This window comes from Mycobacterium sp. E183 (assembly GCF_001667735.1).
Taxonomy (GTDB): domain Bacteria; phylum Actinomycetota; class Actinomycetes; order Mycobacteriales; family Mycobacteriaceae; genus Mycobacterium.
Window position 1 is genome coordinate 123,643 of the sequence record NZ_LZJN01000204.1, and the last position, 19,865, is coordinate 143,507.

Below are 19,865 nucleotides of genomic sequence, written 5' to 3' on the forward strand. Positions count from 1 at the left end.
CGGTGGGGTTAAGTTGCACACTGGGGGCCTGAGCCGCTGGAAAGGGACAAAGATGTCTAACAAGGTGTACGTCGTCGGCGTCGGCATGACGAAGTTCGAGAAGCCGGGCCGCCGCGAAGGCTGGGACTACCCCGACATGGCGCGCGAGTCGGGCACCAACGCGCTCACCGACGCGGGCGTCGACTACCGCGAGGTGCAGCAGGGCTACGTCGGCTACGTCGCCGGCGATTCGACGTCCGGGCAGCGCGCCCTCTACGAACTGGGCATGACGGGAATTCCGATCGTCAACGTCAACAACAACTGCTCGACCGGCTCCACCGCGCTCTTCCTGGCGGCCCAGGCCATCCGCGGCGGGATCGTCGACTGCGCCATCGCGCTCGGCTTCGAGAAGATGCAGCCCGGTTCGCTGAGCGGCGGAGCCCAGGACCGCGAATCGCCGATGGGCAAGCACGTCAAGGCGATGGCCGAGATCGACGAGTTCGCCATGCCCGTCGCGCCCTGGATGTTCGGCGCCGCGGGCCGCGAGCACATGCGCCAATACGGCACCACCGCAGAGCATTTCGCGAAAATCGGCTACAAGAACCACAAGCACTCGGTCAATAACCCGTTCGCGCAGTTCCAGGAGTCCTACACGCTCGACGACATCCTGGCGGCGCGGATGATCTCCGACCCGCTGACCAAGTTGCAGTGCTCGCCCACCTCAGACGGTTCCGGCGCGGCGATCCTGGCCTCGGAGAGCTTCGTCGACAGCCGTGGGCTGGCGGGCCAGGCCGTGGAGATCGTCGGTCAGGCGATGACGACCGACTTCGAGTCGACCTTCGACGGAAGTGCCAAGAACCTGATCGGCTACGACATGAATGTCCAAGCGGCCCAACAGGTTTACCACCAGTCCGGGTTGGGGCCCGAGGACTTCCAGGTGATCGAGCTGCACGACTGCTTCTCGGCCAACGAATTGCTGCTATACGAGGCGCTGGGGCTGTGCGGCCCGGGTGAGGCGCCCAAGCTGATCGACAACGGCGACACCACCTACGGCGGGCGGTGGGTGGTCAACCCCTCGGGCGGCCTGATCTCGAAGGGTCACCCGCTTGGCGCCACCGGGCTGGCGCAATGCGCCGAGCTGACCTGGCAGCTGCGCGGCACCGCGGACAAGCGTCAGGTCGAGAACGTCAGCGCCGCACTGCAACACAACATCGGTCTGGGCGGCGCGGCCGTCGTGACCGCCTACCAGCGCGCCGAGCGCTGACGGGCGGCTAGCTCGAATGGCGGCGACCCGCGGCGCCCGGCTTCGCCGCGCTTGCGATCGCCGCTAGCTCGAATGGCGGCGACCCGCGGCGCCCGGCTTTGCCGCGCTTGCGATCGCCGCTAGCCGACCACCCAGATCGCCCGCGCGGCCGGGCTGCCCAGGTCGACCGTCGTCTCGGCGCCATCGCCCGAGTCGATCGCCACCGAGATCATGCCGGCGAATTCCCGACGGGTCAGGACCCGCAGCCGGGAGTCGAGGTTGATGCCGACGTCGGCGAAATAGCGCAGCATCTGCGGGTCGGCGTCGGAGATGCGGGCGACCGTTCCGGCGTCGCCGTCGTCGCACGCCCAGAGCTGACGCGCCGGCGGGGTGGGCACCTGCCCGTCCGAGGCCGGGATGGGGTCGCCGTGCGGGTCGCGCTGCGGGAACCCCAGCTTGGCGTCGATGCGGGCGACCAGCCGGTCCGACACCGCATGCTCGAGCACTTCGGCCTCGTCGTGCACCTCGTCCCAGCCGTAGCCGAGCTCGTTGACCAGGAAGGTCTCCAGCAGCCGATGCCGGCGCACCATGGCCAGCGCCGCGCGCCTGCCGGCCTCGGTCAGCGAAACCGCGCCGTATTTCTCGTGGTCGACCAGGCCCTGTTCGGCCAGTTTGCGGATCGACTCCGAGGCGGTGCTGGCCGACACCCCGATCTTCTCGGCCAGCATCTTGGTGCTGACCTTTTCCACCGACCATTCCTGCGCGTTCCAGATGGCCTTCAGATAGTCCTGGCCGACCGCGGTGAGACCGCCACGCTCTTCGTCAGCCTTCACACCGAGAGAGTTTAGGCAACCCACGCCTGATCGTGTGCTCCTCGACACCGTCGCGCATGCGGATCTCCCGGCGGGGGGCCGCGCGCCGTAGGCTTGCGGTCGTGCAGCGGTGGCGCGGCCAAGACGAGATTCCCACGGACTGGGGCAGGTGTGTGCTCACCATCGGTGTTTTCGATGGGGTGCACCGGGGCCACGCCGAGCTGATCGCGCATGCGGTGAAGGCCGGCCGCGCCCGCAACGTCCCGACGGTGCTGATGACCTTCGACCCGCACCCGATGGAAGTGGTCTACCCGGGCAGCCATCCGGCGCAGCTGACGACGCTGACGCGACGCGCCGAGCTGGTCGAGGAGATGGGCATCGACGTCTTCCTCGTGATGCCGTTCACCAGCGATTTCATGAAGCTGACCCCGGAGCGCTACGTCCACGAGCTGCTGGTGGAGCACCTGCATGTGGTGGAGGTCGTGGTGGGGGAGAACTTCACCTTCGGCAAGAAGGCGGCCGGCAACGTCGAGACGCTGCGGCGCGCGGGGGACCGGTTCGGGTTCGCGGTGGAGGCGATGTCCCTACTTTCGGAGCACCACAGCAACGAGACGGTGACGTTCTCGTCCACCTACATCCGGTCCTGCGTCGACGCCGGTGACGTGGTGGCGGCCATGGAGGCGTTGGGCCGTCCGCACCGGGTCGAGGGTGTGGTCGTCCGGGGCGAGGGGCGCGGCATGGAGCTGGGGTTCCCGACCGCCAACGTGGCGCCGCCGATGTATTCGGCGATCCCGGCCGACGGCGTGTACGCCGCCTGGTTCACCCTGCTCGGCCACGGGCCGGTGACCGGCACCGTCGTGCCGGGCGAGCGCTACCAGGCCGCGGTGTCGGTCGGCACCAACCCGACCTTCTCCGGGCGCACCCGCACCGTCGAGGCCTTCGTCCTGGACACCACCGCCGACCTCTACGGTCAGTACGTGGCGTTGGACTTCGTCGCGCGCATCCGCGGGCAGCACAAGTTCGACTCGGTGAAGGACCTCATCGACGCGATGGGCAAAGACACCGAACGGGCCCGCACCACCCTGTCGGCCCAGGACTGATCCGCGGAAGCGTCAGGAGGCGATCAGGTCGTCGATCTGGTTGATGGCCGACGACGCACCCTCCACGACGCCCATGTCCAGCACCTGTCGAAGCGCCTCGGCGGAGGAGTAGGCGCTCACGTAGGTCGCGCGGGTGCCGCCGTCGTGCTCGGCGAACGTGTACACGTTCCTCGAGACCGGCAGGTCGGGGTTCGGGTTGAAGTCCGCGTCGGCGAAGCCGTCGAGGAACGAGAAGCTCGTCGGCTCATCGACGGCCGTGATCTCCCAGTACCCGGCGTACTTCTCCCCGTCGGGGCCGGTCATGAAGTACGTCGTGCGGCTGCCGGGCGTGAGGCTGTGGTCGACGATGGTCGCCGGGTGGGACGGCGGCCCCCACACCCTCTCCAGCTGACGAGGGTCGGCGTAGACCTGCCAGATTCGGGCCGGCGGAGCGGCGAAGTCCGCGGTGATGGTCAGCGTCAGGTTCTCGGGGTCGTGCCGGACGTCGGTCACGGGCATGGTTCAGTCCTCCTGGGTTGGGTCGGATGCGATGAGGTCGTCGACGCGTGCGATGCGATCGCGCCAGAGGAGCTCCAATTCGGTGAGCATGGCGGCCACCGACCGCACGGCCGTCACGTCGCCGCTGGCCAGCTGCTCGCGACCGCTTCGTCGTTTGGTGATCAGTCCGGCCTTTTCCAGCACGACGACATGCTTTTGCACCGCCGCGAAGCTCATGTCGTACTTGAGTGCCAGCGCGGAAACCGAGTGTTCCCCGGCCAGCGTTCGGCGCATGATGTCGCGCCGGGTTCGGTCGGCGAGCGCGTGGAACAGGGCGTCCACCCGGTCCTCCTGGTCTACGGTCACCCGTCCAACCTACAACCAAATGGTTGTAGATTGTCAAGAGCGCGGCGCTGGCCTGCGATTTCTGCGCACGTCACCGCCGCTGATAGACTCGCCAGCCGATACGGCGTGTGCTGCAGTCCGCGGCGGCCACGCACCAGAGTTTTCGCGGCACCGATTGATGGAGATGTTTTCGTGGCGCTGACCGCCGAGCAAAAAAAGGAAATCCTGGGCACCTACGGCCTGCACGACACCGACACCGGTTCCCCGGAGGCGCAGGTCGCGCTGCTGACCAAGCGGATCGCCGACCTGACCGAGCACCTGAAGGTGCACAAGCACGACCACCACTCGCGGCGGGGCCTGTTGCTGCTGGTCGGGCGCCGGCGCCGGCTGCTCAAGTACGTCGCCCAGATCGACGTCGAGCGGTACCGCTCGCTGGTCGAGCGCCTGGGCCTGCGCCGCTGACCCGGGTCTACTGAGCGCTACGCCCGCCCGTGTAGAGTGGGAGCGTTCTGGGCCGGTTCGGCCCGAACGAACGGTGCGGCCACGCAGATCCGCGTGTGCCGTTCCAGCGTGTCATGACGGGAGCAGCCCAGTCTGTATCGGGCGGTCTTCGGTAGTGGCAGCCGGGCTCCCCGGATCTGGGGCAGGTCGGCCGCTTCGATCGATGGCCGTAGCCGCATCCAGACTTTTTCCTCTCGTAGGAAGCTCTCGGGTTCAAGCGTGACGACGCGAAAAAGCTGAATACCCAGAGAGGCCGTACGGACACCCATGTCTGTCGCTGAAATTGAAGAAGGCGTGTTCGAGTCAACCGCCGTTATCGACAACGGGAGCTTCGGCACCCGCACCATCCGTTTCGAGACCGGCCGGCTCGCCCAGCAGGCCGCCGGCGCCGTCGTCGCCTACCTCGACGACGAGAACATGCTGTTGTCGGCGACCACCGCCAGCAAGAGCCCCAAGGAGCACTTCGACTTCTTCCCGCTGACCGTGGACGTCGAGGAGCGGATGTATGCCGCCGGCCGCATCCCCGGTTCGTTCTTCCGTCGCGAGGGCCGGCCCTCGACCGACGCGATCCTGACCTGCCGGCTCATCGACCGGCCGCTGCGCCCGTCCTTCGTCTCCGGGCTGCGCAACGAGATCCAGGTCGTGGTCACGATCCTGAGCCTGGACCCCAACGACCTCTACGACGTCGTGGCGATCAACGCCGCGTCGGCGTCCACCCAGCTGGCCGGGCTGCCGTTCTCCGGCCCCGTCGGGGGCGTGCGGGTGGCGCTCATCGACGGCACCTGGGTCGCCTTCCCGACCGTCGAGCAGCTCGAGCGGGCCGTGTTCGACATGGTGGTCGCCGGCCGCATCGTTGGCGACGGTGACGCTAAAGACGTGGCGATCATGATGGTCGAGGCGGAGGCCACCGAGAAGGTCATCGAGCTCGTCGAGGGCGGCGCGCAGGCGCCGACCGAGACCGTGGTGGCCGAAGGCCTGGAGGCGGCCAAGCCGTTCATCGCGGCGCTGTGCACCGCGCAAGAGGAGCTGGCCCAAGCGGCCGCCAAGCCCACCGGCGAGTACCCCGTGTTCCCCGACTACGGCGACGACGTCTACTACTCGGTGGCCTCGGTGGCCACCGACGAGCTGGCCAAGGCGCTGACCATCGGCGGCAAGGCCGAGCGCGATCAGCGCACCGACGAGATCAAGGCCGAGGTGCAGCAGCGCCTCGCCGAGACCTATGAGGGCCGGGAGAAGGAGGTCAGCGCGGCGTTCCGCTCGCTGACCAAGAAGCTGGTCCGCCAGCGCATCCTGACCGACCACTTCCGCATCGACGGCCGCGGCATCACCGACATCCGCGCGCTGTCGGCCGAGGTCGCCGTGGTGCCGCGGGCGCACGGCAGCGCGTTGTTCGAGCGCGGCGAGACGCAGATCCTGGGCGTGACCACGCTGGACATGGTGAAGATGGCCCAGCAGATCGACTCGCTGGGGCCGGAGACCTCGAAGCGCTACATGCACCACTACAACTTCCCGCCGTTCTCCACCGGTGAGACCGGCCGTGTCGGTTCGCCCAAGCGGCGCGAGATCGGGCACGGCGCCCTGGCCGAGCGGGCCCTGATCCCGGTGCTACCGAGCGTCGAGGAATTCCCGTACGCCATCCGGCAGGTGTCCGAAGCGCTGGGGTCCAACGGCTCGACGTCGATGGGATCCGTGTGCGCCTCCACACTGGCGTTGCTCAACGCCGGCGTGCCGCTCAAGGCGCCGGTCGCCGGCATCGCCATGGGCCTGGTCTCCGACGACGTCGAGGTGGACGGCAAGACCGAGCGCCGCTTCGTCACCCTGACCGACATCCTGGGCGCCGAGGACGCGTTCGGCGACATGGACTTCAAGTGCGCCGGCACCAAGGACTACGTCACCGCGCTGCAGCTGGACACCAAGCTCGACGGCATCCCGTCGCAGGTGCTCGCGGGCGCTCTGGCGCAGGCCAAGGACGCGCGCCTGACGATTCTCGAGGTGATGGCCGAGGCGATCGACGGGCCCGACGAGATGAGCCCCTACGCGCCGCGGGTCACCACGATCAAGGTCCCGGTGGACAAGATCGGTGAGGTGATCGGGCCCAAGGGCAAGGTCATCAACGCCATCACCGAGGAGACCGGCGCGCAGATCTCCATCGAGGACGACGGCACCGTGTTCGTGGGCGCCACCGACGGGCCCTCGGCGCAGGCCGCGATCGACCGGATCAACGCGATCGCCAACCCGCAGCTGCCGACCGTCGGCGAGCGGTTCCTCGGAACCGTCGTCAAGACAACCGATTTCGGTGCCTTCGTGTCGCTGCTTCCCGGGCGCGACGGGCTGGTGCACATCTCCAAGCTCGGCAAGGGCAAGCGCATCGCGAAGGTCGAGGACGTCGTGAACGTCGGAGACAAGTTGCGGGTCGAGATCGCCGACATCGACAAGCGCGGCAAGATCTCTCTGGTCCTGGTGGAGGAAGACAGCTCGGCCCCGGCCGACGCCCCGGCGGCCGCACCTGCCGATGCCGCGACCGCGAGCAGCTGACCGCGCCGCGGCCCTGCGCCGCGGCAAGCACACCTTAGAGGTCGAACCCTCGACCGCGCTGCGCCGCAGCACGCTTCCGGGTGGTCTGCGCGTCGTCACCGAGTACCTCCCGGCGGTGCGTTCGGCCTCCGTCGGGGTCTGGGTCGGCGTGGGATCGCGGGACGAGGGTGCCACCGTGGCGGGAGCGGCGCACTTCCTCGAGCACCTGCTGTTCAAATCGACGCCCACCCGCAGCGCCGTGGACATCGCGCAGGCGATGGACGCCGTCGGCGGGGAGCTGAACGCGTTCACCGCCAAGGAGCACACCTGCTACTACGCGCACGTGCTGGACAGCGACCTGGAACTGGCGGTCGACCTGGTCGCCGACGTGGTGCTCAACGGTCGCTGCGCCGCCGAGGACGTCGAGCTGGAACGTGACGTGGTGCTCGAGGAGATCGCCATGCGCGACGACGACCCCGAGGACGCGCTGGGCGACATGTTCCTGGGCGCGATGTTCGGTGACCATCCGGTGGGCCGGCCGGTGATCGGCACCGCGCGCTCCGTGTCGTCGATGACCCGGGCCCAGCTGCACTCCTTTCACGTCCGGCGCTACACGCCGGAGCGCATGGTGGTCGCGGTGGCCGGCAACGTCGACCACGACGAGGTGGTCGCGCTGGTGCGCGAGCACTTCGGGCCGCACCTGGTCCGCGGGCGCCGGCCGATAGCCCCGCGCAAGGGCGCCGGGCGGGTGACCGGACGGCCCGGCCTGATGCTGGGCAACCGGGACGCCGAGCAGACGCACGTGTCGCTGGGCGTGCGCACCCCCGGGCGTGGCTGGCGGCACCGCTGGGCGCTGTCCGTGCTGCACAGCGCGCTGGGCGGCGGCCTGAGTTCCCGCCTGTTCCAAGAGGTTCGGGAGTTGCGGGGGCTGGCTTATTCGGTCTATTCCACGGTCGACATCTTCGCCGACAGCGGCGCGCTTTCCGTCTACGCCGCCTGCCAGCCCGAGCGGTTCGCCGAGGTGATGCAGGTGACCAACGAGGTCCTCGAGTCGGTGGCCCGCGACGGCATCACCGAAGCGGAGTGCCGCATCGCCAAGGGGTCGCTGCGGGGCGGGCTCGTCCTCGGTCTGGAGGATTCCAGTTCCCGGATGAGCCGGCTGGGCCGCAACGAACTGAACTACGGCGAGCACCGCAGCATCGAGCACACCCTGCGGCAGATCGACCAAGTGACCGTCGAGGAGGTCAACGCGGTGGCCCACCGGCTGCTGAGCCAGCCGTACGGCGCCGCGGTCCTGGGCCCGTATGCCTCCAAACGGTCACTGCCCCAACAACTTCGGGCGATGGTATCTTAACCCGCATGTTCGCCTCCTCACTCGCGCCGTGCCGGCGCTCGCCGTCAGCGAATTAGCCCCGTGGTACTGGGCTTTTGGGACATCATGGTGCCCATCGTGGGCGCGCCGATGGCCGGCGGACCGGGCACGCCCGAGCTGGCCGCGGCGGTGTCCAACGCGGGTGGGCTCGGGTTCGTCCCCGGTGGTCACCGCAGCGCGGACCGGTTCGCCGAGGACATCGCCGCCGCGCGCGCGGCGACCACCGGTCCGCTGGGCGTCAACCTGTTCGTGCCCCAACCAAGCGTCGCCGACTGGATGGCGCTGGACTACTACGCCGAAGAACTCGAGGAGATCGCCGACTACTACCAAGTCGAGGTCGGCCACCCGCACTACGGCGACGACGACGACTGGGAGCGCAAGCTCGAGGTGGTGGCCGACGTGCGGCCCGAGCTGGTGTCCTTCACCTTCGGGGTGCCGCCGCCCGACGTCATCCGGCGGCTCGGGGCGCTCGGCCTGCTGGTGATGGTCACGGTGACCTCGCCGTACGAGGCCGGCGTGGCCGTCGCCGCCGGTGCGGACAGCCTGATCGTCCAGGGCCCGGACGCGGGCGGGCACCGGGGCACCTTCGCGCCCGACATGGAGCCCGGCAACGAATCGCTGCACCACCTGATCGACCGCATCCGCCACGCCCATGACGTCCCGATCATCGCGGCGGGCGGCCTGGGCAACGCCCGGGACGTCGCCGCGGTGCTGCACCGCGGCGCGGTGGCCGTGCAGGTGGGCACCGCGCTGCTGCTCAGCGACGAGGCGGGCACCAGCACCGCGCACCGCACCGCTCTGAAAAACCCGGTTTTCGGCACGACGGTGGTCACCCGCGCCTTCTCGGGCCGCTACGCGCGGGGCCTGGAGAACAACTTCACCCGCCTGCTCGACAACGTGGCGCCGCTGGGCTACCCGGAGGTGAACCAGATGACCTCCCCGATCCGGGAGGCCGCGGCCGCCATGGAGGACCCGAACGGTATACCGCTGTGGGCCGGAACGTCGTTCAAGGAGGCCCAGCCCGGGCCGGCGGCCGACATCATCGCCAGCCTGGTGGAGTCCGACTAGGCCAGCAGGCTCGCCGGATCGGTGAACGGCAGACCGAGGTCGGCGGCCACCCGCTCGGACAACAGCGCCCCGCCGTGCGTCGAAAGGCCTTTACCCAGAGCGGGATCCGACCGGCAAGCCGCCTGCCAGCCGCGGTCGGCCAGCGCCAGCACGTACGGCATCGTCGCGTTGGTCAGCGCCACGGTTGACGTCTTGGGTACCGCGCTGGGCATGTTCGCCACGCAGTAGAACTGGGTTTCGTGCACGGCGAACGTCGGGTCATCGTGGGTGGTCGGCCGGGAATCGGCGAAGCAGCCGCCCTGATCGATCGAGATGTCGACCAGCACGGCACCCGGTTTCATCTGCGCCACAAGTGAATTCGAGATCAGCTTGGGCGCCTTGCCGCCGGGTAGCAGGACCGCCCCGATCAACAGGTCCGCGCGCGTGACGGTGCCCTCCAGCTCGTAGGCGGACGAGTAGCGCGTGCGGACCTGTCCGCCGAACTCCGCGTCCAGGAGCCGGAGCTTGCCGATGTTGACGTCGAGCACCGTCACGCTCGCGCCCATGCCGTTGGCGACCCGGGCGGCGTTGTAGCCGGCCGTACCGGCGCCGATCACCACCACGTCCGCGGGTTTGACGCCCGGGACCCCGCCCATCAGCACCCCGCGCCCGCCGTGGGAGCGCATCAGATGGTAGGCGCCGGCCTGCGCCGAGAGTCGGCCGGCGACCTCACTCATCGGAGCCAGCAGCGGGAGGGCGCCATCGGAGGTCTGCACGGTCTCATAGGCGATCGATGTTGTGCCGGAAGACAATAGCGCCTCGGTGCAGTCGCGGGAGGCGGCCAGGTGCAGGTAGGTGAACAGCACCTGCCGCGCGCGCAGCAGCCCGTATTCGGACGCGATCGGTTCCTTCACCTTGAGCAGCAGATCGGCTTCGGCCCACACCTGTTCGGCCGAGCCGGCCAACTGGGCGCCCGCGGCCTTGAACTCCTCGTCGGGGATCGACGATCCCTCCCCGGCGCCCGCCTGGACGAGCACCTCGTGGCCGCGGCGGCTCAGTTCGGCGACGCCGGCGGGCGTGATCGCCACCCGGAATTCGTTGGCCTTGGTCTCGGTCGGTACGCCGACTCGCATGAATTACCCCTTGCTTTGGTTCGCCCTCAAGTGTGGAGAAAGTTCGGATGCGCCGCAATCGACGTGGAGCGGTCCGCACCGTGGCTATGATCGGCGCATGACTGACCCCTGCGTGACGGAAACCGTGCAGGTCAACGCCCGCCCGGACGTCGTGTACCGGCTCATCACCGACCTGCCCACCCTGGCCTCGTTCGCCGAGGAAGCCGAGGCGATGGAATGGCGCAAGGGGAACGCGGCGCGCCCCGGGGCGGTGTTCACCGGGCACAACGCGAGCGCCAAACGGCGCTGGAGCACCAAGTGCACGGTCACCGACGCGGAACCGGGCCGGCTGTTCGCGTTCGACGTGCGGCACTCCATGCTGCCGATCGCGCGCTGGCAGTACGACATCGAGGCGGCCGACGGTGGTTGCCGGGTCACCGAGAGCACCTGGGACCGCAGACCCGGCTGGTTCCGCACGATCGCGGGTAAGGCCACCGGTGTTCCAGATCGCGTGGCCGCCAACGCCGAACACATCCGGCTCACCCTGCAGCGCCTCAAGCAGCGCGCCGAGTCGGAAGAGCCGTGACCCCGCGACGCGAGCCCTCCGTAGCCGTTGTCGGAGCGGGTATGTCGGGGCTGTGCGTCGCAATCGCGTTGCTGCGCAGCGGCATAACCGATGTCACGATCTACGAGAAGGCCGACGAGGTCGGTGGCACCTGGCGGGAGAACACCTACCCCGGCCTGGTCTGCGACATCCCGTCGCGGGTCTACCAGTACACGTTCGCCCAGAACCCGAACTGGTCGCACCTGTTCTCGCCCGGCGGCGAGATCCAGGCCTACCTCCGCGATGTCGCCGACCGGTTCGGACTGCGCGATCGCATCCGGTTCGGCACCGAAATCTCCCACGCCCGCTTCGAGGACGGCCGGTGGCGGTTGCGCGCGGCCGCCGGCGAGGAGTCGACCGTCGACTTCTTGATCTGCGCCACCGGTGTACTGCATCACCCGCGCCTGCCGTCGATCCCCGGCCTGGACGACTTCGGCGGGCGCGCCTTTCACTCCGCGCGCTGGGATCACGCCGTCGACGTGCGCGGCCGCCGGATCGCGATCGTGGGCAACGGCTCGACCGGGGTTCAGCTGGTCTGCGGCCTGGCCGGTGTCGCGGACCGCGTCATGCTCTTCCAGCGCACCGCGCAGTGGGTGCTTCGCCTTCCCAACCCCCGCTACAGCCGGCTCACCAGCATCACCCACAACCGGTTCGGCTGGCTAGACCGGCTGGCCTACCGGTGCTACAGCTTCGGCTACGACACCTTCGCCGCCGGGCTCACCAAGCCGGGACTGCGCCGAAAGATCATGGGGGCGCTGTGCCGCGCCAGCCTGCGCGAGGTCCGCGACCCCGAGCTGCGCAGGGCCCTGACCCCGGACTACACGCCGATGTGCAAACGGCTGGTCATGTCCAACGGCTTCTACCGCGCGATGCAGCGCGACGACGTCGAACTGGTCACCTCCTCGATCGACCACGTGGAACGGCGCGGCATCGTGACCGAAGACGGTGTCCTGCACGAGGCGGACGTCATCGTGCTGGCCACCGGGTTCGACACCCACGCGTTCTTCCGGCCGATGCAGGTGACCGGCCGCGACGGTATCGCCGTCGACGACGTGTGGCGCGACGGTCCGCGGGCCTACCGGACGGTGGCGCTGCCGGGCTTCCCCAACTTCTTCATGATGCTCGGGCCGCACAGCCCGGTCGGCAACCTCGCGCTGACCACCGTCGCCGAATCGCAGGCCGACCACATACTGCGGTGGATTCAGCGTTGGCGCCGTGGCGAATTCGACACGGTGGAGCCCACCTGGCCGGCGACCGAGAGCTTCAACGCCAGGCTGCGTGCCGCGATGCCGGACACGGTGTGGACCACCGGTTGCGACAGCTGGTATCTCAACAAGGACGGGGTGCCCGAGGTGTGGCCCTTCACGCCCGGGGAGCATCGCGCCATGCTGGCCAGCACCGATCTCGGCGAGTACGACTTGCGACGACACGTCACCGCCGGCTGAGCCGATAGCCTAGATGGGCGACCTTGACCCCGGGCAGCGGCTCCCAGTCCAGGGTGCGTCCGTCGGCGTGAAAGCCGTTGCTTTCGTAGAACTTTCGCCCCTGCGTGTTGCGCTCGGCGCACCACAGGACGAGGTCGCCCGAGCGGCTTTCGCGCAGCGCCGTGGCGAGCAAGCGGGTGCCGACACCGTGGCCCTGGGATTCCGCCGCGATGTACAGGGAGTCCAGTTCCACCTGTTCGGGGTTCGCGGGATCGGGGCCGAAGATGGTCATACCGATTGTCGCCGAACCGGATTCGGCGACCCACATGCTCCAGTTGCGGCGTTGCAGGATGCGCGGATAGGCGAGGATGGCCCAGCGCCGGGGCGATCCGAGCACGTCGAGCGTGGAGTCGGGCAGTATGCCGGCCCAGGATTGCCGCCAGACCGGATAGTGCATCTCGGCGACCGGGGCGAAGTCACTCGGTCCGGCTCGGCGGATCGTGACGCCGCCGGCGGTCACGGCCTGGACTGCTCCAGGTAGGCCGCCAGCGCATTGGTCAGGCCGCGGCGCGCCATGTCCAGGTCGGCGTACGAGCCGAGCTGGCGCTCGGAGACCAGCCCGCGCATCGCGCCGGGGATCAGGGCGGCGACCTCGCGCACCCGATCCGGGTCGACGTCCAGGCCGGCGAACGCGTTCTGGCAGGTTTCCAGCCAGCTCTTGCCCCAGGAGAACAGCTCGGCGGCGGTGCGCGGGAACAACCGCTCGAGCTCGCCGGGGTCACGGGGGAGGGCCGCCCGCAGGTTCTCGATCGCGCGCGAGTCCGCCGACGCCAGCCCGTTGTACAGGGTGTCGATGATGGCGCCGACCCGCTCGCGCAGGGGCGCGTCGGTTGAAATCGGCGTCGACAGAGTCGAGAAGGTCGCGGCGCGCCGCTCGGCGGTGCGGTGCAGCACCGCGGCCCAGAACCCGTCCGTGTCGCCGAACTGGTATTGCACGGCACCCCAGGTGGCGCCGATCTCCTTGGCGATCCGATTGGCCGACACCGAGCCCGGGTCACCGGAGGCCAACGACTTCAGCGCGGCCTCGAGCATGCTCTCGCGCGTGGCGTTGCCCCGCCGGTTCGGGCGCCGGTTCGCGGTTCCCGCCCCGCTGACCTGCCGAGTCATTTGCAGAGCCTATCGCGCACAACGGCGGAATTTTCATAGAGGGTACTTTGATTTGTCTGCGGCCCGGCCTATCATTCGTTTCAAGGAGGGATCCCGCATGGCTAAGCCGCCGTTGTCGATGGAACCAACCGGCTGGTTCCAGGTCGCCTGGTCCGACGAGATCGGTGTCGGCGACGTGCACAAGATGAAGTACTTCGGCCAGGAAATGGTCGCCTGGCGGGCCGAGTCCGGGCAGCTCACCGTGATGAACGCCTACTGCGAACACCTCGGCGCGCATTTGGGGTACGGCGGCACGGTCGTCGGCGAGATCTTGCAGTGCCCGTTCCACGGGTGGCAGTGGAGCCGGGAGGGCCGCAACGTCTGCATCCCCTACCAGGATCGGCCCAACCGCGGCAGGCGCATCCGCACCTATCCCGTGGTGGAACGTAACTCGTCGGTCTACATCTGGCACGACGTCGAGCGCCGCGAGCCGTACTTCGACGCCCCCGACGTGTTCGGCGCGTTCCACGACGACAGCAGCGCCGACGACTACTACCCCCAGCAGCGGTTGTACCGGCCGGGCCTGGAGCTGCACCCGCAGTATGTGCTGGAAAACGGCGTCGACTTCGCGCATTTCAAGTTCGTGCACAACACGCCCATCGCGCCGGTGTTCACCCGCCACGACTTCGACGAGCCGGTCTCCTTCGTCGACTTCACCATCACGTTCGAGGGTGACGACGGGCAGAAGATCGAGGACGTCAACAGCGGTGTCGAGGCCATCAACGGCGGCCTGGGCATCGCGGTCACCAAGAGCTGGGGGATGATCGACAACCGCACCATCTCCGCGGTCACCCCGGTCGACGAGTGCACCTCCGACGTCCGGTTCATGGTCTACATCGGCCGCACCCCCGGCAAGGACCCGGAACGGGCCGAGCGCAAGGCGGCCGAGTTCGGCCGCGAGGTGATCCGGCAGTTCGAGCAGGACATCGAGATCTGGCGGCACCAGCGCTACTCCGACCCGCCTGCGCTGGCCACCGACGAGTACGAGGGCTTCACCGCAATCCGCGCGTGGGCCAAGCAGTTCTATCCCGAGGCATTCGCACTACAGGAAGGCTCCACGCAATGAGTAGCTCACCGATTCGCGTCTTCCAGGTGGGAAGCGGAAACGTCGGTTCGGAGATGATCAAGCGAATCGCCACCTATCCCGGCCTCGAACTCGTTGGCGTGCATTGCTATTCGCCGGAGAAGGTCGGCAAGGACACGGGCGAGTTCGCCGGCGCGGCGCCCAACGGGGTGAAGTTCACCGGCTCCATCGACGAGATCATCGCCGCCAAGCCGGACGTGCTGACGTTTCACGGCGTGTTCCCCGACGAGGACCTGTATGTGAAAGTGCTCGAGGCGGGCATCGACATCGTCACCACCGCCGACTGGATCACCGGCTGGCACCGTGACAAGAACCACCCGCACCCGTCGGGCAAGCCGGTGAGCCAACTGCTGGCCGAGGCCTGCGAAAAGGGCGGGGCGACGTTCTACGGGACGGGAATGAACCCGGGCCTCAACCAGATACTCGGCGTGGTGTGTTCGGCCGACGTCGCCGATATCGAGAACGTCACCACGATCGAATCCGTCGACGTGTCATGCCACCACTCCAAGGACACCTGGATCGAGGTGGGCTACGGCCAGCCGGTCGACGATCCGGAGATCCCGTCGAAGCTGGAGAAGTACACCCGGGTCTTCGCAGACAGCGTGCTGATGATGGCCGACTGCTTCGACCTGCCGCTGGACGAGGTGAAGTTCAGCTACGAGCTGGGCGCCTGCACCAAGGACGTGGACCTGGGCTGGTACACGCTGCCCAAGGGCTCGCTGGGCGGCAACTACATCAAGTACCAGGGCATGGTGGACGGGGTGCCCCGGGTGGAGACGCACCTCGAGTGGCAGATGACGCCGCACACCGATCCGAGCTGGAACATCAAGGGCTGTTACATCACTCAGATCCAGGGCGACCCGTGCATCTACAACAAGCACATGATCTTCCCCAAGCCCGGCGTGGATCTTTCGAACCCGGACAACTTTGCCTCCATCGGCATGACCGTCACCGGGATGCCCGCGCTGGCGGCCATCAAATCGGTCGTGGCGGCCCCGCCGGGGCTCATCACCAGCGCCGACCTGCCGCTGCGCGGGTTCGCGGGGCGGTTCAAGAGGTGAGCGCGCGGGGGTCAAGGGTCTTCGGCGCGTTCGGGGTGGTGGTAGTCGTTCGTGCGCTGCCCGCGGTCTTGCTCCGGCGGCGGTAGCCACTCGGTCCGGCCGTCGGGCAGCTTCCTTGTCCGCCAACCCTTTTCGATCAGCCTGTGATGCGGCGTGCAGGCGAAGGTGAGTGTGTCGGCGTCGGTCAGCCCGCCTGCGGCCCACTCGTCGAGATGGTGCACCTCGCACCAATAACCCGGCGCGTCGCAGCCGGGATGCGTGCAGCCGCGGTCCTTCGCGTACAGGACGATGCGCTGATCCGGCGTGGCGATTCGCCGCGACCGGCCGAGATACAGCGGGCGGCGCGAGTGTTCGTCGAACACGGCCAGATAGTGGTAGGCGTGGCGCGCCATCCGGATCACGTCGCGCATCGGCAGCACCGTTCCACCGCCCGTCACCGCGCGCCCGGTGCCGGACGTCAGCTCCTGCAGCGTGGTGGAGACGATGACCGTGACAGGTAAACCGTTGTGCGCACCCAGTTGCGGGTTGCCCAGCTGACCGCGTACCAGGGCGTTGATCGCGTCATGCTGACGCTGCGCGTGGCTGCGCGTGTCGCCGCTCGCGGACTCGTCGTTGGGTTCTCCGTCGAGACAAGGCTTTTCGTCGTCTGGATTGCACATGCCGGGGGCGGCGAAGCGCGCGAGCCAGGCGTCGAGGTTGGCCCGCAATTCCGGGGAAGCGACCAGCTTCCCGATGCTCATCCCGTCGGACCGCTGCCCGGCCCAGGTGAAGCCGCGCTGCCGGGCGCGGTCGATGTCGGAGAACTTCCCGTCGGGATTTATCCGCAGCGCGCACCGGTGCGCGACCTTTTCCAGCTGGTCGGGCCGCAACTGCACCGCCTGGCGGGCCAGGAATCGCTCGGCGGCGTCGACCGTCACGGTGGGTACGGCGTCGGGCAGGTCGCGAAAGAAGGTCTGGATCACGCGCAGGTGCTGCGCGTCGAGCGCTCCGCCGCGCCACGCCTCGGCGGTGGCGGCCAGCTCCGGTGGCAACTGCTGGCCGGTGAGGGTCAGGCGCGGCGAGAGCTGCCTGGCGTCTCGAATCCGCCGGCATGCCTCGCTGTAGCTGATCCGCAGCCAGTCGCCGATGACCTTGTGGACCGGCCCACCCAGGTCCCCGGCATCCTCTTGCGCCAGGTCCGCGATCAGGTCGTGACTCGTCGCAACCTGCTGGCGGCGCGCGGTCTCCATCCGCTCCAGCACCCGCAGCCGGACGGCGGGGCTCAGCGCCCGCAAGTTGAGCGCGCGCACCGACGCGCCGGCCGCGTCCAGCGCGTCGAGCGCCGCGGCCACCTCCTGCGGCACGTCGATCGAACCCATGTTCGAACAATAGGGCGCCCAATCCGGCCCGCGCCACCACGAACGCGCCGGTTGTGGATAAACACCCGACTGTGGATGAATCGGCCCGGTCTAGGGTGGAGCTCATGCGGGTAGGCGTCTTGGGGGCTAAGGGCAAGGTCGGGTCGGCGATGGTGCGGGGAGTGCAGGCCGCCGAGGATCTCACCCTGTCCGCGGAGGTCGACGCCGGAGATCCGCTCAGCACGTTCACCGACTCCGGCACCGAGGTCGTCATCGACTTCACCCACCCCGACGTGGTGATGGGCAATCTGGAGTTCCTGATCGCCAACGGAATTCACGCCGTCGTCGGCACCACCGGATTCACCGCCGAGCGGCTGGAGCAGGTCGAAAGCTGGCTGGCCAAGAGTCCGAACACGAGCGTCCTCATCGCGCCCAACTTCGCGATCGGCGCCGTGCTGTCAATGCATTTCGCCAAGCAGGCGGCGCGCTTCTTCGATTCGGTGGAGGTGATCGAGCTGCACCACCCGCACAAGGCCGATGCCCCGTCGGGCACCGCCGCCCGCACCGCGAAGCTGATCGCCGAAGCGCGAAAAGGACTGCCGCCCAACCCCGATGCCACCAGCACCGGCCTGCCCGGCGCCCGCGGAGCCGACGTCGACGGCATCCCGGTGCACTCGGTGCGGCTGGCCGGATTGGTCGCCCACCAGGAGATCCTGTTCGGCACCGAGGGGGAGACGCTCACCATCCGCCACGACAGCCTGGACCGCACCTCGTTCGTGCCGGGCGTGCTGTTGGCCGTCCGCCGCGTCAGGGAACACCCGGGCCTCACCGTGGGGCTCGAGCCCCTGCTCGACCTGCGGTGAGCCCGCCGTGAACGCCGCCCTGCGCACCCAGTTGCTCATCGCGTTCCTGTGCGTCGCGATGCTGGTGTACTTCGTGATGCTGGGGCGAATGGCCGTCGCAATGATCGCCTCGGGCCGGGCCGCCGCCGTGGGGCTGGGCCTGGCGGTGTTGATCATGCCCCTGATCGGGCTGTGGGCCATGGTGGCGACGCTGCGGTTCGGGTTCGCCCACCAGAAGCTGGCCAATCTCATTGCGGCCGACGGCATGGAGCTCGACACCAGCGCGCTGCCACGGCGGGCGTCGGGCCGCATCGAGCGTGACGCCGCCGACGCCCTGTTCGCCTCCGTACGCACGGAGGTCGAAGACCACCCCGACGACTGGCGGCGCTGGTACCGGCTGGCCCGCGCCTACGACTACGCGGGGGACCGCCGCCGCGCGCGGGAAGCCATGAAGACGGCGCTCGAACTGCAGGGCCGCCAGTGAGTAAGCCAGTGAGCAAGACGCTGCTGATCGTTCACCACACACCGTCCCCGCACTGCCACGAGATGTTCGAGGCCGTGGTCTCAGGGGCCACCGACCCCGAGATCGAGGGCGTCGAGGTCGTGCGGCGACCGGCGCTGACCGTGTCGCCCGCCGAGATGCTGGCGGCCGACGGATATGTGCTGGGCAGCCCCGCCAACCTGGGCTACATGAGCGGTGCGCTCAAGCACGCGTTCGACTGCGCCTACTATCAGCTGCTCGACTCGACGCGCGGGCGCCCGTTCGGCCTGTACCTGCACGGCAACGAGGGCACCGAAGGCGCCGCGCGCGGCGTCATGTCGATCACCACCGGGCTGGGCTGGGCCAAAGCCGCAGAGACCGTGGTGGTTTCGGGCAAGCCGGACAAGGGCGACCTGCAGGCCTGCTGGGAACTCGGCGCGACGGTGGCCGCCCAGCTGATGGAATGAGCCGTCTAGGTGTGGGTCGGGTTGAACGCGTCGGCCGGTTGGGCCAGGGCCAGCGCCGAGCTGGTGCCGATCGGCCCGTGCCGGTCGAAGAGGGTGGCGGCGCCGGTGGCCACCCCTGCTGCGCCGTAATGGCTTTGCGCCGCCAGCCCCAGGAATTCACCGTCGGGCAGACGGCTGGCGGTGACGGTGTAGTCGGCGTTGATGTAGCGCAAGCCGCCTGTGCCCCAATGGGTCAGCGAACTCGTGATGTCACCGACGAAGGCCAGTCGGGTGAAGGGGGTCAGGGGATAGCCCTGCACCATCGGGCGAAAGATCCTGGTCCACGCGAACTTCTGGGAGTGGGACTGTTCCCACTCGCCGGCCGCGATGCCCGGACTGCCCGCGGCGGTGGCCCCGTAGCCCCAGATAAGAAACGGCATGTCGGCCGGGAAATCTCCGGAATCGGCCGGAAGCGGCGGCATGGCCAGGGGAGCCGACCACACCGCGCCGTCGGGATGTTCGCCTCGGCGCAGGAACAGCGCGCTGGCCCTCGCGACGGTATTGCCGTTCTGCACCAGCGCGCCGTCGACGAGCTTGATCCGCCGGCCTTCCCGCTGCACCGAGGTCCGGATCTGCACCGGCTCGAGCAACGCCGGGCGGAGCAGGTCGACCGTGAGACGGGCCGGCTGGAAGTCGGCCTCGATACCGGATTGCTCTATGCCCCAACCCAACAGACCACCGACGTTCTGGCCACCCATCGCGGCGCCCCACGGTCCCCGGGTCAGCGGGCCCGGCACGTAGGAGTCGCCGTCGACAGTGAAGAACGCCTCGGGCATGATGGCGGAATCGTCGACCGTCACGGCCATCACGATAGGACA

General features: G+C 68.7%; 21 protein-coding genes. 13 read left to right on the forward strand and 8 right to left on the reverse strand.

Annotation, left to right across the window (positions count from 1 at the left end):
* Positions 1-52 precede the first annotated feature (52 nt).
* Positions 53-1,243, forward strand: coding sequence for a lipid-transfer protein (locus tag A5691_RS25255; protein ID WP_067750936.1), 1,191 nt, complete (start codon positions 53-55; stop codon positions 1,241-1,243).
* 119 nt (positions 1,244-1,362) lie between these two features.
* On the opposite strand, the gene mntR is transcribed toward A5691_RS25255, so the two are convergent.
* A complete protein-coding gene (mntR, locus tag A5691_RS25260; protein ID WP_067780289.1) occupies positions 1,363-2,055 on the reverse strand; it encodes a manganese-binding transcriptional regulator MntR in 693 nt (230 codons plus the stop codon).
* Positions 2,056-2,156: 101 nt separating this feature from the next.
* Between mntR and A5691_RS25265 the strand changes: the two genes are divergently transcribed.
* Positions 2,157-3,134 (forward strand): bifunctional riboflavin kinase/FAD synthetase, encoded by a 978-nt coding sequence (locus A5691_RS25265; RefSeq protein WP_067750956.1) that lies wholly within the window; start codon positions 2,157-2,159, stop codon positions 3,132-3,134.
* A gap of 12 nt (positions 3,135-3,146) precedes the next feature.
* Here A5691_RS25265 and A5691_RS25270 read toward each other — a convergent pair whose 3' ends face one another.
* Together A5691_RS25270 and A5691_RS25275 are read right to left on the reverse strand one after the other, a co-directional pair.
* Positions 3,147-3,632: an SRPBCC domain-containing protein gene (locus A5691_RS25270; protein ID WP_067750928.1), complete on the reverse strand. Its 486-nt coding sequence runs from the start codon at positions 3,630-3,632 to the stop codon at positions 3,147-3,149.
* Between the two features lie 3 nt (positions 3,633-3,635).
* Positions 3,636-3,977 (reverse strand): helix-turn-helix transcriptional regulator, encoded by a 342-nt coding sequence (locus A5691_RS25275; RefSeq protein WP_067750922.1) that lies wholly within the window; start codon positions 3,975-3,977, stop codon positions 3,636-3,638.
* A 171-nt stretch (positions 3,978-4,148) separates the two neighbouring features.
* Here A5691_RS25275 and rpsO point away from each other — a divergent pair, with 171 nt between their 5' ends.
* The 4 genes from rpsO to A5691_RS25295 all read left to right on the forward strand — a co-directional run bounded on the left by rpsO (position 4,149) and on the right by A5691_RS25295 (position 9,411).
* The gene (gene rpsO / locus A5691_RS25280; RefSeq protein ID WP_003878661.1) at positions 4,149-4,418 is read left to right on the forward strand and encodes a 30S ribosomal protein S15; all 270 of its coding nucleotides are present in this window, start codon (positions 4,149-4,151) and stop codon (positions 4,416-4,418) included.
* Between the two features lie 306 nt (positions 4,419-4,724).
* The gene (locus A5691_RS25285; RefSeq protein WP_197504940.1) at positions 4,725-6,992 is read left to right on the forward strand and encodes a polyribonucleotide nucleotidyltransferase; all 2,268 of its coding nucleotides are present in this window, start codon (positions 4,725-4,727) and stop codon (positions 6,990-6,992) included.
* Positions 6,970-8,325 carry a pitrilysin family protein gene (locus A5691_RS25290; protein ID WP_067750912.1) on the forward strand — a complete coding sequence of 452 codons (1,356 nt, stop codon included), beginning with the start codon at positions 6,970-6,972 and terminating at the stop codon, positions 8,323-8,325. Before A5691_RS25285 ends, A5691_RS25290 begins: the two co-directional genes overlap by 23 nt.
* 60 nt (positions 8,326-8,385) lie before the next feature.
* Complete coding sequence (locus A5691_RS25295) at positions 8,386-9,411, forward strand: nitronate monooxygenase (protein ID WP_067750908.1); 1,026 nt, start codon at positions 8,386-8,388, stop codon at positions 9,409-9,411.
* On the opposite strand, the gene ald is transcribed toward A5691_RS25295, so the two are convergent.
* A complete protein-coding gene (gene ald / locus A5691_RS25300; protein WP_067780280.1) occupies positions 9,408-10,523 on the reverse strand; it encodes an alanine dehydrogenase in 1,116 nt (371 codons plus the stop codon). The genes A5691_RS25295 and ald overlap by 4 nt on opposite strands.
* A 97-nt stretch (positions 10,524-10,620) precedes the next feature.
* On the opposite strand from ald, the gene A5691_RS25305 reads away from it, so the two are divergent.
* Complete coding sequence (locus tag A5691_RS25305) at positions 10,621-11,088, forward strand: SRPBCC family protein (protein WP_067890883.1); 468 nt, start codon at positions 10,621-10,623, stop codon at positions 11,086-11,088.
* Positions 11,085-12,551: an NAD(P)/FAD-dependent oxidoreductase gene (locus tag A5691_RS25310; protein WP_082950491.1), complete on the forward strand. Its 1,467-nt coding sequence runs from the start codon at positions 11,085-11,087 to the stop codon at positions 12,549-12,551. The genes A5691_RS25305 and A5691_RS25310 overlap by 4 nt, the downstream gene beginning before the upstream one ends.
* On the opposite strand, the gene A5691_RS25315 is transcribed toward A5691_RS25310, so the two are convergent.
* Together A5691_RS25315 and A5691_RS25320 are read right to left on the reverse strand one after the other, a co-directional pair.
* On the reverse strand, positions 12,538-13,050 hold the full coding sequence (locus tag A5691_RS25315; RefSeq protein ID WP_067750891.1) for a GNAT family N-acetyltransferase: 513 nt from the start codon (positions 13,048-13,050) through the stop codon (positions 12,538-12,540). The two genes, A5691_RS25310 and A5691_RS25315, sit on opposite strands and share 14 nt — an antisense overlap.
* The gene (locus tag A5691_RS25320; protein ID WP_156669994.1) at positions 13,047-13,622 is read right to left on the reverse strand and encodes a TetR/AcrR family transcriptional regulator; all 576 of its coding nucleotides are present in this window, start codon (positions 13,620-13,622) and stop codon (positions 13,047-13,049) included. The genes A5691_RS25315 and A5691_RS25320 overlap by 4 nt, the downstream gene beginning before the upstream one ends.
* Positions 13,623-13,794: 172 nt before the next feature.
* Between A5691_RS25320 and A5691_RS25325 the strand changes: the two genes are divergently transcribed.
* Positions 13,795-14,802, forward strand: a complete 1,008-nt coding sequence (locus A5691_RS25325) for a Rieske 2Fe-2S domain-containing protein (protein WP_068018819.1) — start codon at positions 13,795-13,797, stop codon at positions 14,800-14,802.
* Positions 14,799-15,881, forward strand: a complete 1,083-nt coding sequence (locus A5691_RS25330; protein ID WP_067750877.1) for a dihydrodipicolinate reductase — start codon at positions 14,799-14,801, stop codon at positions 15,879-15,881. Before A5691_RS25325 ends, A5691_RS25330 begins: the two co-directional genes overlap by 4 nt.
* Positions 15,882-15,892: 11 nt before the next feature.
* On the opposite strand, the gene A5691_RS25335 is transcribed toward A5691_RS25330, so the two are convergent.
* Positions 15,893-17,239, reverse strand: coding sequence for an HNH endonuclease signature motif containing protein (locus A5691_RS25335; RefSeq protein ID WP_068018822.1), 1,347 nt, complete (start codon positions 17,237-17,239; stop codon positions 15,893-15,895).
* Between the two features lie 104 nt (positions 17,240-17,343).
* On the opposite strand from A5691_RS25335, the gene dapB reads away from it, so the two are divergent.
* The 3 genes from dapB to A5691_RS25350 all read left to right on the forward strand — a co-directional run bounded on the left by dapB (position 17,344) and on the right by A5691_RS25350 (position 19,008).
* Positions 17,344-18,081 carry a 4-hydroxy-tetrahydrodipicolinate reductase gene (gene dapB, locus A5691_RS25340; RefSeq protein ID WP_068018825.1) on the forward strand — a complete coding sequence of 246 codons (738 nt, stop codon included), beginning with the start codon at positions 17,344-17,346 and terminating at the stop codon, positions 18,079-18,081.
* A 58-nt stretch (positions 18,082-18,139) separates the two neighbouring features.
* On the forward strand, positions 18,140-18,544 hold the full coding sequence (locus A5691_RS25345; protein ID WP_156669993.1) for a hypothetical protein: 405 nt from the start codon (positions 18,140-18,142) through the stop codon (positions 18,542-18,544).
* Positions 18,545-18,606: 62 nt separating this feature from the next.
* The gene (locus A5691_RS25350) at positions 18,607-19,008 is read left to right on the forward strand and encodes a flavodoxin family protein (RefSeq protein ID WP_197694460.1); all 402 of its coding nucleotides are present in this window, start codon (positions 18,607-18,609) and stop codon (positions 19,006-19,008) included.
* A gap of 5 nt (positions 19,009-19,013) precedes the next feature.
* Here A5691_RS25350 and A5691_RS25355 read toward each other — a convergent pair whose 3' ends face one another.
* Positions 19,014-19,847 (reverse strand): acyl-CoA thioesterase domain-containing protein, encoded by an 834-nt coding sequence (locus tag A5691_RS25355; RefSeq protein WP_197694458.1) that lies wholly within the window; start codon positions 19,845-19,847, stop codon positions 19,014-19,016.
* Between the last annotated feature and the right edge of the window lie 18 nt (positions 19,848-19,865).

Excerpts from the sequence above, each read along its gene's own strand:
- A5691_RS25255 (WP_067750936.1), top strand. The coding sequence starts at position 53 with ATGTCTAACAAGGTGTACGTCGTCGGCGTCGGCATGACGAAGTTCGAG.
- A5691_RS25270 (WP_067750928.1), bottom strand. The coding sequence starts at position 3,632 with ATGCCCGTGACCGACGTCCGGCACGACCCCGAGAACCTGACGCTGACC.
- A5691_RS25285 (WP_197504940.1), top strand. The coding sequence starts at position 4,725 with ATGTCTGTCGCTGAAATTGAAGAAGGCGTGTTCGAGTCAACCGCCGTT.
- A5691_RS25290 (WP_067750912.1), top strand. The coding sequence starts at position 6,970 with ATGCCGCGACCGCGAGCAGCTGACCGCGCCGCGGCCCTGCGCCGCGGC.
- ald (WP_067780280.1), bottom strand. The coding sequence starts at position 10,523 with ATGCGAGTCGGCGTACCGACCGAGACCAAGGCCAACGAATTCCGGGTG.
- A5691_RS25305 (WP_067890883.1), top strand. The coding sequence starts at position 10,621 with ATGACTGACCCCTGCGTGACGGAAACCGTGCAGGTCAACGCCCGCCCG.
- A5691_RS25320 (WP_156669994.1), bottom strand. The coding sequence starts at position 13,622 with ATGCTCGAGGCCGCGCTGAAGTCGTTGGCCTCCGGTGACCCGGGCTCG.
- A5691_RS25325 (WP_068018819.1), top strand. The coding sequence starts at position 13,795 with ATGGCTAAGCCGCCGTTGTCGATGGAACCAACCGGCTGGTTCCAGGTC.
- A5691_RS25330 (WP_067750877.1), top strand. The coding sequence starts at position 14,799 with ATGAGTAGCTCACCGATTCGCGTCTTCCAGGTGGGAAGCGGAAACGTC.
- A5691_RS25335 (WP_068018822.1), bottom strand. The coding sequence starts at position 17,239 with ATGGGTTCGATCGACGTGCCGCAGGAGGTGGCCGCGGCGCTCGACGCG.
- dapB (WP_068018825.1), top strand. The coding sequence starts at position 17,344 with ATGCGGGTAGGCGTCTTGGGGGCTAAGGGCAAGGTCGGGTCGGCGATG.
- A5691_RS25345 (WP_156669993.1), top strand. The coding sequence starts at position 18,140 with ATGCTGGTGTACTTCGTGATGCTGGGGCGAATGGCCGTCGCAATGATC.
- A5691_RS25350 (WP_197694460.1), top strand. The coding sequence starts at position 18,607 with ATGTTCGAGGCCGTGGTCTCAGGGGCCACCGACCCCGAGATCGAGGGC.